Source organism: Prevotella scopos JCM 17725 (assembly GCF_018127785.1).
Taxonomy (GTDB): Bacteria; Bacteroidota; Bacteroidia; order Bacteroidales; family Bacteroidaceae; genus Prevotella; species Prevotella scopos.
The window spans coordinates 1,782,962-1,796,625 of sequence record NZ_CP072390.1 but is presented as its reverse complement, the minus strand read 5'-3'; the positions used below and the strand labels follow the sequence as shown (position 1 = coordinate 1,796,625).

Sequence of the window (13,664 nt, the reverse complement as noted above, 5' to 3'; positions counted from 1 at the left end):
GCTTATTCGTCATCTGATGATTCATCCGTAAGCTTTGGAGCTTCAAACTTGACAACTGTTCTAAAAGCACTGATAGGACTAATCTTACGCTTTCTTATTTCATCACTTGACAACAATGTAGCCTTATTGTCTTTATGTTCAACAAGGATAAAAGCAAAATCCTCATAGTGTTTACGTAGTCTATCAGACACTATCTGATGGTAGGCTTTCCGGTATTTCTCCTGCTTCATAAAGGAATCTGAACGTGAGCAGAGGAAGACGATGCGGTTGTCAACCTTAAAATAATGTGAAGGATACATATCATCAACAGTCCATCCTCCATCCATAAACGCGTCATAATAAGCAGGATAGATAAGAAAAACGTCACTGTTGATATAGACACCATTTGTATAAACACCGTGGTCTTCATATCCATATCCACATTTAAGAATAAACGTACTATCCTTAGGATATTGCTTAATAAAACGATGAATACATCCCAAAAAGGCTGATTTCATCTCTGTAGTGTCAACAAGAACAAGACTGTCTAATGGATTATTGTCTGTTGATTTTTGACAAGTCTTATTACAACAGGAGGATAGGAGAGTAAGAAGAAAGACGAAGAAGAGTGCAGTTTGTTTCATACTTTTATGATGTTGAAGTCTTATATCTTTGTTATTTAAAATCTTTCTATATTCTATTCCTACAGCAATCCCTCTTCAATACGCTGAATAATCTCTTCTGGAAGAATATTATTCATACAAGCGAAGTCACCCCGATGACAGGGTTTGTTACCAAAGACAGAGCAAGGACGACAAGAGAGTGTATTTATTTGAACAGTATCTTCTTCCTTCTGTTGCCAACCCATAAAGCCACAATAAGGATGGGTTGCACCCCATACACTTACCACGCGTGTACCAGTGAGGGAAGCAAGGTGCATGTTAGCACTATCCATTGAAACCATAGTGTCGAGATGACTCATAAGGATGAGTTCCTTTTCGAGTCCTTTAAGGACGTTAGCAACGCAGAGACATTGTGGATATTGTGCTGCCCATTGGTTCAACACTTCTATTTCATGTTTACCACCACCAAAGAGGAAGATACGCCAAGAAGGATGCGTTTCGGTCAGTTTGCGTACCACTTGTTCCATCCTTTCTTGTGGATACATCTTCCCTGCATGGGCTGCAAAAGGGGCTATACCTATCCATCGTTCCGCTGGTTGCTTTACACCTATCATATTAGGGAGAAGCTGTAAGTCGCCACCTTCCGTTGGGAAGATACTTGTAAATTCGGGTTTAATAGGATAACCTAATGCTTCAAGTACATCAGCATAGTTCTGGAAAGATGTAGGCTGCTGTATGAAAACCTTGTTTGCTTTCCGACAAAGTCGTTTCTTACCTTGTTTATGCTTGTTGATATGTGCCACAGAGTTACCATCGAGAAGGAAACGTAAGCGGAGGAAACGTGTTCGGAGTACGTTATGGAAATCGGCTACTGCTGTAAATTGCTTTGCTACCAATCGACGGTAAAGCGCATTAAGTCCTCTAAAACCTTTATATTCTTCTTTCAAGTCGGCAGCCATAAACTCAACATTTGGTGCTAAATGCTGGAAGAATGGCTGGGCAAAAGGACGAGAAAGCACACTTATTCTCACATTTGGATACTGCTTTGCAAGCGAATAAACAATAGGGACTGTCATAGCAATGTCACCCATAGCAGAGAATCGAATGATAAGAATATGTGGGGTTTTCATAGGCTAACAGAAATAAATAAGCAGGATAAAGAATAGAGAAAAAGGCTATTATTGATAAAGATAAGCAATAAGATATGCTTATTCAATAACTAATAAAGCGCATTGATGTTTACTCTGAGCAAGTAATTACGCCCCTCCCTATGCAAAGTGGGAGGGGCATCATATTATTTCTTGTTGTAAAGAATCGGATTGGTTGCAGGGTCGTTGTACATCTTCATCTGACGATAAACCTTCATGTACTTACGGCCATGTTCAATGTCATCGAGCAATTGGTCGATGGCAAGACTGAGATCCTTCTGTTGTTCGAGAAGGATATTCAGTTTAGACTTACATTTCTCAACATGCTCGGCTGAAGCATCCGTGCGCTCAGTCTGCTCCTTCATGTGATAAATCTTCAATGCAAGAATAGACAGACGGTCAACTGCCCATGCTGGACTCTCAGTATTGATAGTTGCTTCTGGGAGTGGTGTTACGTCAGAGTAGAGCTGACGGAAATATGAATCAATCTGTTCAACAAGGTCAGTACGATCCTGATTAGAACGATCAATACGATGCTTAAGACTCATTCCTTCTTCCGGGTTGATATGTGGGTCACGGATAAGGTCCTCAAAGTGCCACTGTACTGTGTCAATCCAGCATTTCAAATAGAGACGGTTTTCAATGGAATCTCTGTCGTAAGGGTTGTTAATAGGCGTATCTACATTGTCCGTAATATGGTAATCACGGATAGCCTGATTGAAAATCTCGTTACAATGTTCTGTAAATGACATTCGGTTTTTATTTTTCTGTTTATTTTGCAAATATATAGTAAATTCCTTAAAGGACAAAATAAAAGCTCTTGTTTTTCATTGTTTATCACTAAAAGCCAAATCGTTCATTAGCGCCTAAAAACCTGTTTTGTTTTATTATCGAACAGATTGTCTGTCTTTATTTGTAGGTGTAGTGAACTACATCCAGTAACAAAGATTGACAACATACCGATAAGAAATATCCCTTCTAAGTGGATTTCATGCTCTTATAAGACCTTCTGAATATCACACATATCTACACTATAAGTTTATATTTTGTTTGCTGTCATTTTAACATTTAGTATTAATTACTTGTAAACTAACTGTTTATACATTTACAAACCCTGACAGGAGTGACAGGAAAATTATTTCCCCATACTGCCTATCAACGATAGAATTCCGTTTATTTCTTGTTTGTTCTAAATATGGAGTGATATAGTTTCCTCCATACTAATGATATTTCTTAGTTAATATATGCTATTCTTTCGTATTTTACGGATGAGCCATAATAAAGCTTTCTTCCCTTTTTATCAGCGTATAGAGGTCCAGCACGGATGGTGCGGATGGTGAACACCAATGGTGCGGATGGTTTATATCCATGTAAAGAACCTATTACAATCAAAGTGGGAACGAATATTAACGTGTTGCATTGTGGCGGATTAGAATACGCATGATGATTGATAACAAATAACGTTATTGTATTTTTGTTTTAATAATAATAAGGTGTGGTAGTTTATAAAATAAGTTTAATTTCAATCAGTGGCATAAATAAAGTTTTGAATAATCCGATATAATTGTTTGATTTATCGTACAATTAAGTGTAAAAACGCCCAAAAACCTGCACAAAGGTATATGGTTTGTGCAACGAAGAGTGCTTTTTTAAACAAAAAACTTGCATACATGGAAAAAAAACAGTTCCTTTGCAACCGCATTTTGAATTTGGAAATCAATATTAAACATTTTAAAACTTACAATTATGTCAGAAATTGAATCAAAAGTAAAGGCTATTATCGTAGAGAAACTCGGTGTTGATGAGGCTGAGGTAAAGCCAGAGGCAAGTTTCACAAATGACCTTGGTGCTGACTCTTTGGACACTGTAGAGCTCATCATGGAGTTCGAGAAGGAGTTCGGTATTTCTATTCCAGACGATAAGGCTGAGAAAATCTCTACAGTAGGCGATGCTATCTCTTACATTGAGGAGAACGCTAAGTAAGGTTTACTCAAGATAAAAGTACCAAGCAAAGCGTATGTCTTTGCTTGGCTTTTTTTTTACTTTACTTTTTTAATTTATATTTCACGCATGGAATTAAAAAGAGTAGTTGTAACAGGTCTTGGCGCCGTTACTCCATTGGGTAACACTCCAGAGGAGACCTGGCAGAACATGCTGGCAGGTAAGAGTGGCGCTGCTCCTATTACACATTTCGATACAACCCAGTTTAAGACGAAGTTTGCTTGTGAGGTAAAAGACCTTAACATCAATGATTACATTGACCGTAAGGAGGCTCGTAAGCTCGACCGTTACACTCAGTTAGCAATCATTAGTGCTATTCAGGGTGTTAAGGATGCTAACTTCGATATGGAGAAGCTTGATAAGAACCGTGTCGGTGTTATCTATGGTGTAGGTATTGGTGGTATTAAGACTTTTGAGGATGAGGTGAGTTATTACGCACAGCATCCAGAGAATGGTCCAAAGTTCAATCCTTTCTTCATTCCGAAGATGATTGCAGATATTGCTTCTGGACAGATTAGTATTATGTTTGGATTCCACGGTCCTAACTATACAACAACATCTGCTTGTGCTTCTTCAACTAACGCTTTGGCTTCAGCATTCAACCAGATTCGTTTGGGTAAGGCTGATGTTATTGTTAGTGGTGGTGCTGAGGCAGCTATCTGCGCTTGTGGTGTAGGTGGTTTTAATGCTATGCATGCACTTTCTACACGCAATGATGACCCAGAACACGCTTCACGTCCATTCTCTGCAAGCCGCGATGGCTTTGTAATGGGTGAGGGTGCTGGTTGTCTTGTCCTTGAGGAGTTGGAGCATGCAAAGGCTCGTGGTGCTAAGATTTATGCAGAGATGGTTGGTGAAGGCGAGTCAGCTGACGCTCATCATATTACTGCTTCTCACCCAGAGGGTCTTGGTGCTAAGCTCGTTATGAAGGCAGCCCTTGAGGATGCTGGTTTGAAGCCAGAAGATATCGACTATATCAATGTTCATGGTACATCAACTCCTGTAGGTGATATCTCAGAGGCAAAGGCTATCAAGGCTTTGTTTGGTGATGCTGCTTACAAGCTGAACATCTCTTCTACAAAGAGTATGACAGGTCACCTCCTCGGTGCAGCTGGTGCTGTAGAGGCTTTGGCATGTGTTATGTCTGTGAAAGAAGATATCGTTCCTCCAACGATCAACCACGAGGATGATGACAAAGATCCAGAATTGGATTACAACCTGAACTTTACGTTCAACAAGGCGCAGAAGCGTGAGGTTCGTGCTGCACTTAGCAACACCTTCGGCTTCGGTGGTCACAATGCTTGTGTTGTATTCAAGAAGTATGCTGAATAACATAATTGATAGAATAAAGCTCCCTTTCCGTAAGGAGAAGGAGCTTTATTTGTCTTTGTACCAAATTATTGGTATTATCCCGCACGATATCAGTTATTATAAGACTGCACTCTTGCACAAGAGCGTAGCGCGTCGTAACGCAAAGGGTAAGCCTGTTAACAATGAACGCCTTGAGTTTTTAGGTGATGCCATTCTCGATGCCATTGTCGGTGACATTGTTTATGAGCATTTCCCAGGCAAACGTGAAGGTTTCCTGACGAACACCCGTTCAAAGATAGTACAACGCGATACGCTAAATCGTTTGGCTAAAGAGATGGGAATCTGTCAGTTGATTCTCTCCAACGGACATACGTCTTCGCATAATAGTTATCTTGGTGGTAATGCTTTTGAAGCACTCGTAGGTGCTCTCTATCTTGACCATGGATACAATGCTTGCATGAGGTTTATGAAGCAACAAGTCCTTGGGAAGCTTATTAATATTGATAAGGTTGCTTACAAGGAGGTAAACTTCAAGTCAAAACTCATCGAATGGAGCCAGAAGAACAAGGTTAAGATGGAGTTCAAGCTGATTGAAAACCAAAAAGACCAGCAGGGTAGTCCTACCTTCCACTTCCAAGTTATTATGGAGGGAATACCATGTGGTGAGGGACATGGTTATTCAAAGAAGGAAAGTCAGCAAGAAGCTTCCAAACTTACGCTCCAACGTTTGCGTCGTGAACCTCAGTTTATAGATGAGGTATTTGCTGCAAAAGCTAATCGTACAAAGATGGAAGAAGAACCAGTGCTCAATGTTCCTGAGACTTCACAGGACATGAACTTCATCGAAGGTTCTGAACCAAAGGTTGAGAAACATGAGAATCCTTTCCAAACAGAAGTCTTTGATGAGAAGTCATCGGCTGCTGATGAAGTGAAAGAAGAACTGACTGATTCCTCTGTTGAGGGAGGAGAAAAGACTAACAACGAGGATTTTGACCTCTCTGATATTTCTCATTCTAAGTCTATTGACCGCGAAGCTATCATTGCAGCTGCTGAGGCAGAAGCGTTTGAAAACAAATAAATAGCGAGCATAGAAGAATAAAAGACAGACGTTTACAGCCTTTGGTTAGTGATAATAGGTAATTAGTCCTCCCTTAAAAACTATATTTCAGCATAAAGCTTGTTCTGACAATCTCTATGCTGATTCTTTTTTATTGCTGTCCGGTAAAACTTAAAAAGCCTATAAATCCTTGCGGAATTGCCTTTATATAGGTAATTCCATATTATTTTTTGTAATCCAAGCCCCCTAATAAGATGTGTACTTTTGCCCATGTTATTGAAAATTAATTGCAGAAACAAAGGTAACAAAAAGGGCTGAAATCCAAATAAGGATTTTAGCCCTTAACTTTTATATGTAGAAAAGATTCCAGGACAGCAATAAAAATCATTATTACCTGTTAGTGTAAGAATTTAAATGTCTTTATTGAGCCATTTTTATAGTAGATTTGTAATAAGAGTGTGCCTTTTGGCATTGTTGATAAATCTACAAAATTATTTTGAGTAATAGTTATAAGTTTTCCTTGCAAATTATAGATTCGAATTTCTTGTGCCTGTTTAAGCATTAATTGTTCATCTATAACAACAGGTGTTTCGTTTTCGGTGATAGACTGAATACCTGTAATATTGAAAATACGTGTTGGCAAGAAGATAAAACCTTCGACAGAACGACTGAGGAATCCTTCAACATTTCCTTTACCACCAGCAGTAGGTTGTTCGTTTGCATTATTTGGTACAAATATAGTAAGTTGCTTACCAGCATCGCTTATCAACATCTTACCATCATTACCTTGTTTAAATAAAATTCCTTCCAAGCTAATGAGTCGTGCTTCGAGAGTTTCTGTATTATCCAAGAGAGTTTTAAGGTCTGATGGCTTGGCTGAAACAGGATGATTAGAAGAAAGAATAGAAAGATAAGTAGGCTTAAAATGTAATAAGCCATTTGCTTCCTCAACAAGTTTTCCTTTTAATTTACCTATCTTATCGCCAACTTCTATACCATAGCTTGCAAGTTCTCTTGAATCCACTGCGATACCACTTTTATCGTCTTCAAAGAAAGTATAGTTTGGATTAGCGTCAACCTGTCCAGTAACTAATACTTCGCCAGTAAGCGTGTAAGTATAATCAGCATTTGCTTTTGCTTTGCGCAAAGCTGTTACATCGGCAATAAAAGTCTTGTTTTTATATCTAATTTTGAACGATTCAGAAATGCTTGCCTCTTTTTCGTTGTATATAGGTACAACCTGGAAGGTATAAACACCATTAGGAAGAGATATAGCCGACCAACAGCAAGTATCTGTAATTGCAGTCTCAATACCATTTACCAAGACCTTATAACCACTTAAATCCTTCATACGGTCTGGTACTTTCCAACGCAAAGAGTCTTTTGTAAGTGTAAGCGTTTTTGCTATGTGCGTGAAATGATACTCTTTAGATGCAACGAAATCTTCAGTAGAACCCATTTTCCAGTTATTGTTTTGGAAAGAAGATCGAACAATGCGAGTCAGAAGTTCAGTTTCTGTAGTATATTCATATTGTATTCTCTGATGAGGAATAAGCTTTTCGTTGTCGAGTTTTGTTTCTACCGATGATTTAATCTTACCCTTATCGTCGAATACCTTTTCTATAGATGCTATTGGCGGGTTCTTTGTATCTAATGATGAGTAAATTGTGTCTAATTGGTGAATAAGATATTTTCCCTCAAACTCCAAATCGCTCTTTGTAAAAGAGGTTAGAACAGAATCTCCTTGTTCATTGAATTTGTAAGCAATAGTTTGTATCGGGTGTTGGTAAGAAATATTAGTATCAAAGAAGTAATATTCCGCCTTGTCCATTACATAATCTTGTTTATCTTTGTTGAATACAAAAATTTGCTTTCCAGATAAAGATCCTGCAGAATTGTAAATATATAGTATTTTCTGGTTCTTTTCCCAATTCTTTTTTGCTGGGTCGTAGATATCGATTTCTTCCGATTCTGTCTTAGATGAATACTTACGTAAAGTTACCGTTGTACGTTCTTTTGGTTGTCCGAATGCATCGTATCCAACACTAAATGCAAGCGTTTCCCCCATTGAGTCACTTGTATAATAGAATTTATTGGTTTGTTTTACATTATCAGTCTCGTCTTTAAGTATAGAATATTGATTCTTCCAATGCTCTGTAACTTGGTCAGCAACATCGGACAAGTCAATTTCGAATGTCAAAGGGTCAGAATCACCTTCTTCATAAACAGCATAAAGTTCGACTTTAACTTTCTCTTTATCGTAATAAGTGAAAGTTCCAAAGTTTTGATTAGGAGAATCAGTTTTACCTGTTACTTGATGTCCGTTATTAGAAACAACCCATTTGTAACCTTTCAATGTAAGTCCTTGATATTGTGGCGCAGAGAACTTAAACTTTACATTCCATTTAGTATAGTATTCTTTAAAAGATAATTCAGGATTTGTTGGAGCAGGCAAATTCATTTTGATAGTATGGGTGAGCATATTACTACAATTACCCATCATATCTTGTTCGTAAATAGGGACGATACGATAGAAGTGTACGCCGCGTGATTGATTATGCAAAGTGAAATGCATATCGGTAAACAACTCATCTTGTAAATTGTAATCTACAAGAACTTTATAGCCTTTCAAGCCAGTATTATCTGTTGGAGGAGTTACTTGAATTTCTATATCTCCAAGTGTTCCTGCTTTAGCTGTTATACTTGCTTGTGGCGTTTTGTCTTGATTATAAAGATGATTCAAATAAGCAAACTTGTAAGTTTGCAGAAATTGCTGTGAGGTTGTATTAAATTTGTATTCTTCTACTTCATAAGGAATTGTGTCAGAGGCTGTATAAGCGTAATTGCGTTTTTGATATAAGCGGAAAGCTGTAGAACCACTTGGTTCTGTTATCTTCTTATAAATGGTATCACACAAAAGACGTTTTTGATCATCGTAAGCAAAAACCTTACGTTCTTGTACATCTCCGCTTGTCGCAGTAAATCTAATAACCTTTGTTTCGCATAACAGATTATCGTCATTATAGCTAAAGATAGTTTGACGTTGCTTTTTAGCCGTATTTCCTCCATTGCTATACGATGAGTAAGTAATAGTTGCTGGCCTGCCTTTTTCATCATAAGTATGTTGTTCTTCAGTATTTTTCTCTCCTTTATTTGTAAAGTGTGTAATGATAGACAACCTATTTTGTTGGTCATATTCACAAGCAATAGAGTCAATACGACGGGCAATATTGGTTTTATAATTATATTGGGTAGAATATTTTAATAGTCCACCATCATTGTAATAGTAGCAAGATTTAACTCTATCAGTACTGTCGGAAAGTAAACGTGATTGTGAATCGTAGGTATAGATAGTATTTACAGGAGTTTGTAATTTCCCATCTCGTGTAAAATTATATTTGCTACTTTGTATTAACCTACCTTTTTTGTCGTAAAAATATTGCTCCAGGATCTTTTTCTCCTCAGTTTTTGCTAACGTACCATCAGGAGCTTGTTGGAACTTTATGCGATATGTTTCCATATTTTCTTTCTTCAGAGTAGGCTGTATTTGTGCCGTCGTCAGAAGTGTAGAGAAGAAAAAGAGTATAAAAAATAACTTTCTCATAGTTGGTATGCAATTTAAAATCAAGTTTTCTTATAGGTTCTATAACGAATCGTGTGGGTAATTCGTCATAGAACCTAAAAATATTGTAAAAAAGTATAGCCTCGAAATAAACAAAACTCCAGGTTGACCTTAGTTTCAATAGCTTAACGCACATGAAATTCCTAGCCTTCCATATACAGTAATGGTGTTAGCCCTTCGCACATGTGGTGCATACCATCCGCACCATTAGTGTTAAGCACCCGCACCACATGTGCTAAGCACCCGCACCACACGTGTGGAATATCAACACACAGCCCAAACGATTCGTTATAGAGCCTTCTTATATACTTTGGCTTTAACATTTTGTCTACCAATTTGGGCAACTACAATGTAAATACCTTTAGAAAGATTACTTACGTTATAGCTTTCTTGCTTTGAGGTAGATTCAAACACTTTTTCTCCTGCTAAGTCGTAAATGCTAATCTTTTCTGCTTTTTGAGAGACAGTAAGCATATTGTCTTTGAAGTATATAGATGCAGAAGAAGGTGTGTTGAGTGTTTCAATGATGTTATTGACTATAGGAGTTTTAATACAGATAACTTCTTTCTTATCTAAATCGCCATTGTCGAGTACAGAGCGATAAGAAGCAACAATCAAACTAAGGTCTGAACCTATTGTCTGACAATTTAAATATTTCGTATTAGAAGGCAACTCCTTATACAGATTAAATCCGTATTGATTTTTAAACCAATCTGAAAGTTCTATCTTTTCATTGCTATCATGGAGTAAAAGTTCTATCTTCTCGCCATTAGATGACAACATATCACCATAATTAGAAACTGCAATAGGAATAAAATCAGGTACAGACTTAATAATTTCTGCCTCTTTCGTTTCAGTATTGTAACGACAAGGATAAACCAATTGTCCAACACGTTCTAAACTTGTAGCCCCCTCAGTATATGAATATTGATTTATTACAACAGTTGGAGCAACGAATTTCCCGTTTTCGCTCATGATAACAGGAACAGAAGTAAATTCAGGACCTTTCTTCCAAGCTTTGAAAAATTCATATTGCCACTTAGCAAATGCTTTTTGATAAGCTTTAACTTGTTCGGCATAATCGCTTTCTCCAGAATGAGCAGTAATATAATCTTTCGTTTGTGGTTCTTTGTTCATCCAAGTTTTATAGACGTCCATGTTATAAGATAAGGCAACAAAAGGAGTTTCATATTCCCATTCACCATTATCTTTCTTATGGTATATGATGACTTGAGAATAGGAACCACGTTGTTCCATCATAACACCAATAATAGTTTTTCCATCAGGCGAGATTGCTCGAGGAGAAATAAACTGTGTCTTGCCACCTAAAAAATCAGTTTCAGGATTAGGCAATCCTATATATTTATAGTTGTCGTCTTCCTGCTTTTCCCATAATGCTGGAATAGTTTTATAAGGGCTACTTGCATTTCCTTTACCAATGATGTAACCTGTAATATATTTACCATCGCCTGTACATTGTGCACAACAACCATCTTGCCATTCGCCTTCAGGATAAGGAAGTGCTTCCCAACCAATTACACTATCACGATAAATTGCAGGTTGTTTCTTATCGTTTTTGCCAACTAAAGTTCCGTCGTCTGTTACATCTAAAGCTGCCATATCCGAATAAGAATCAGTAGCAGGTATTGTGATAAGTGCTTTCTCTTCTAAATCGAATCGATAAGCTTCTTCATACATGCGTGCTCCGCAAATATACCTGCCATTGTTGGAAATACCCTTTACGTTTACAGAAGTACCTGTAAAAATAACTTGAGGATTATTTCCAGTTTGGGATTGAGCAGATACTTGAACAGCAAATGCTGCACTAATTAACGAAATGTAAAAATAATGTTTCATAAATACTATACTATTTGAGGTGGTTATTATAATTAGGATTGTTCACAAAGTTAGTGGTTATTGCTGAGAAGAAGGACTTTTAAAGGTTTTTGCTTGTTTGAATTCTTGAATTCAGACAAAATCAGAATATTTTTCCTTAATCTTAGCGTCGATGTTTCTTTGAAAGTCGAAAGGTGTTAAACCAGTTACTTGCTTAAATGCAGCTATGAATGATGAGCGGGATTTAAAGCCTACGCTGTTTCCAATAGCTTCCAAAGTAAAACCACCATACTGCTCCTTATCTTCTATGCGTTTACACGCTTCTTTAATTCTATATTTGTTAAGAAGGTTAGAGAAACTGCATTGTATTCTTTCGTTAATAACTTGAGAAATGTATTTGTAGTTTACTCCAACTTTAGCAGCCAACTGGTTTGCTGAGAAATCGCAAAGGAAAATGCTCTCATCATTATCCATCAGTGTGAGTATTTTCTGAAGTAATTCTTCCTTGCGTTGGTCGCTAAGATTGCTTGACTTATATTTTCTTTCCTGTTTATCTTCAGTAAACTGTTCCTCTAAAGCTTGTCGGCGCAGGCGTTCTTTTTCTTCAGATTGAAAGAGTTCGATATTTTTTTGAAACAGTGCTTGGTTAGATTGATTAAGTTTTTTATTCTTGGAAGCTACTAAATATAAAAAAAATGCAATGATAAAACCAATTATCAAAAATAGGAAAATAACAATTCTCTGAATTTCCTTTTGGTGCTCTAATTGTTTAAGATGCGATTCCACATCCTTCATCTTATTCTCAAATTCCATTTCGTTGATACCTGCAATAAGACGATAATTGAGCAGAGAATCTTTTAACAAGACATATTTGTTCTGATATTCTGCCGCTTTCTGCGCGTTCCCTATCTTGCTATAGGTTTCATGCAAGAGTTTGTAAGCCTCCAGTTTCGTATCCTTTGTTTCAAAATCCGCACTGATATTTTCTCCTGTTTTTAATTCTTGCAGTGCTTCCTCATATTTTCTTTGAAGACAATAACTTTTAGCTAAATTGATATGTGCTAAATAAATATAACGGGAATATTCGAGAGAAGGCTCTTTAAACAATTGCAATTGTGCTTTGAAATAAGTCAATGCCAATTCTGCATTTTTCTTTTCTAAGGCTAAAGTGCCTAAATAGAGTAAAGAGTCGTATTCGTATTCCAAAACACAAAAGCTCTTAGGAATTTGTTTAAAGACAGCAACTTCAGAATGTATAGAATTTAATTCCCGCATTTCGGATACTACTATGATAATGTTGCCGAAAGCATTGAGCATTACTCCCCAATCGTTATATTTTCGTGCTTCATAAAAGGCTGATTTGTAATGCCTAAGTGCTTTTCGATACAAATTCTTTTCCATACTTTGTTCGGCAATCATCTGATACATAAAACCAAAATTGAGATAGACCCATGCAGAATTTAGTTTTCTTTCCTTGCAAACGTTAAGACTTTCTTTTAGGATCTCGTTCGATTTGATATAGTCGTAGTAGTGAAAAAAGTAGATATACCACAGTCCTCCGAGCGTCTTTGTAAGCATCGAATCGTTGATAATTCCTTTGTTTTCTGCATATCTCTTATAGATAATGCTGTAACACATCAGTGCACTATCCAAAATATTTTTTTTGTCCATATAAACAGATGCTTCTCTAAGCAGAACTTCGTTAGAATATGTTTTGAAATCTGTTAAATGGTTTTCTGAATTATAGTTTGGTTCGTTTGTATTACTATGGTATTCTGTATTATGCTTTCCACTCAAATTTGTTTTCTTCTTGTTAATACTTGATGAAGAATTCTGAGCATACGCAATTATTGCTATCAATAGGCAGATTATTGTTAGTATTCTTCTTTTCATGAATTAGCTTTATTTAGATTTAGATGTTCTTATTCTACTGCAATATTATAAATAATTTTTATAATTAGCAAGTTTTTAAAACTCTAATACCTTATAAACACATGTACACTAAGATATTATGGATATAAAAAACATAATTAGGGTTCTATAACGAATCGTGTGGGTAATTCGTCATAGAACCTAAAATATTGTTG

9 protein-coding genes are annotated in these 13,664 nt (G+C 36.8%); 3 read left to right on the top strand and 6 right to left on the bottom strand.

Features of this window, described 5'->3' with window-relative positions:
- Positions 1-2: 2 nt before the first annotated feature.
- The 3 genes from J4856_RS12750 to J4856_RS12740 all read right to left on the bottom strand — a co-directional run bounded on the left by J4856_RS12750 (position 3) and on the right by J4856_RS12740 (position 2,502).
- Positions 3-623, bottom strand: coding sequence for a hypothetical protein (locus tag J4856_RS12750; RefSeq protein ID WP_025837476.1), 621 nt, complete (start codon positions 621-623; stop codon positions 3-5).
- A 59-nt stretch (positions 624-682) separates the two neighbouring features.
- Complete coding sequence (locus J4856_RS12745) at positions 683-1,732, bottom strand: glycosyltransferase family 9 protein (protein WP_025837473.1); 1,050 nt, start codon at positions 1,730-1,732, stop codon at positions 683-685.
- Between the two features lie 164 nt (positions 1,733-1,896).
- Positions 1,897-2,502: a DUF4254 domain-containing protein gene (locus tag J4856_RS12740; RefSeq protein WP_025837472.1), complete on the bottom strand. Its 606-nt coding sequence runs from the start codon at positions 2,500-2,502 to the stop codon at positions 1,897-1,899.
- Positions 2,503-3,496: 994 nt separating this feature from the next.
- Here J4856_RS12740 and J4856_RS12735 point away from each other — a divergent pair.
- The 3 genes from J4856_RS12735 (at position 3,497) to rnc (ending at position 6,140) form a co-directional block, all read left to right on the top strand.
- The gene (locus tag J4856_RS12735; RefSeq protein WP_004358972.1) at positions 3,497-3,733 is read left to right on the top strand and encodes an acyl carrier protein; all 237 of its coding nucleotides are present in this window, start codon (positions 3,497-3,499) and stop codon (positions 3,731-3,733) included.
- An 87-nt stretch (positions 3,734-3,820) separates the two neighbouring features.
- A complete protein-coding gene (gene fabF, locus J4856_RS12730) occupies positions 3,821-5,083 on the top strand; it encodes a beta-ketoacyl-ACP synthase II (RefSeq protein WP_025837468.1) in 1,263 nt (420 codons plus the stop codon).
- Positions 5,073-6,140: a ribonuclease III gene (gene rnc / locus J4856_RS12725; RefSeq protein WP_072904659.1), complete on the top strand. Its 1,068-nt coding sequence runs from the start codon at positions 5,073-5,075 to the stop codon at positions 6,138-6,140. The genes fabF and rnc overlap by 11 nt, the downstream gene beginning before the upstream one ends.
- A gap of 376 nt (positions 6,141-6,516) precedes the next feature.
- On the opposite strand, the gene J4856_RS12720 is transcribed toward rnc, so the two are convergent.
- The 3 genes from J4856_RS12720 to J4856_RS12710 all read right to left on the bottom strand — a co-directional run bounded on the left by J4856_RS12720 (position 6,517) and on the right by J4856_RS12710 (position 13,470).
- On the bottom strand, positions 6,517-9,723 hold the full coding sequence (locus J4856_RS12720; RefSeq protein WP_025837466.1) for a T9SS type A sorting domain-containing protein: 3,207 nt from the start codon (positions 9,721-9,723) through the stop codon (positions 6,517-6,519).
- A 306-nt stretch (positions 9,724-10,029) separates the two neighbouring features.
- Positions 10,030-11,598, bottom strand: coding sequence for a T9SS type A sorting domain-containing protein (locus J4856_RS12715; RefSeq protein ID WP_025837464.1), 1,569 nt, complete (start codon positions 11,596-11,598; stop codon positions 10,030-10,032).
- A gap of 111 nt (positions 11,599-11,709) precedes the next feature.
- A complete protein-coding gene (locus J4856_RS12710; protein WP_065367659.1) occupies positions 11,710-13,470 on the bottom strand; it encodes a helix-turn-helix domain-containing protein in 1,761 nt (586 codons plus the stop codon).
- Between the last annotated feature and the right edge of the window lie 194 nt (positions 13,471-13,664).

Coding starts and splice junctions, on each gene's coding strand:
- J4856_RS12745 (WP_025837473.1), bottom strand. CDS start 1,732: ATGAAAACCCCACATATTCTTATCATTCGATTCTCTGCTATGGGTGAC.
- J4856_RS12735 (WP_004358972.1), top strand. CDS start 3,497: ATGTCAGAAATTGAATCAAAAGTAAAGGCTATTATCGTAGAGAAACTC.
- fabF (WP_025837468.1), top strand. CDS start 3,821: ATGGAATTAAAAAGAGTAGTTGTAACAGGTCTTGGCGCCGTTACTCCA.
- J4856_RS12710 (WP_065367659.1), bottom strand. CDS start 13,470: ATGAAAAGAAGAATACTAACAATAATCTGCCTATTGATAGCAATAATT.
- J4856_RS12740 (WP_025837472.1), bottom strand. CDS start 2,502: ATGTCATTTACAGAACATTGTAACGAGATTTTCAATCAGGCTATCCGT.
- J4856_RS12715 (WP_025837464.1), bottom strand. CDS start 11,598: ATGAAACATTATTTTTACATTTCGTTAATTAGTGCAGCATTTGCTGTT.
- J4856_RS12720 (WP_025837466.1), bottom strand. CDS start 9,723: ATGAGAAAGTTATTTTTTATACTCTTTTTCTTCTCTACACTTCTGACG.
- rnc (WP_072904659.1), top strand. CDS start 5,073: ATGCTGAATAACATAATTGATAGAATAAAGCTCCCTTTCCGTAAGGAG.
- J4856_RS12750 (WP_025837476.1), bottom strand. CDS start 623: ATGAAACAAACTGCACTCTTCTTCGTCTTTCTTCTTACTCTCCTATCC.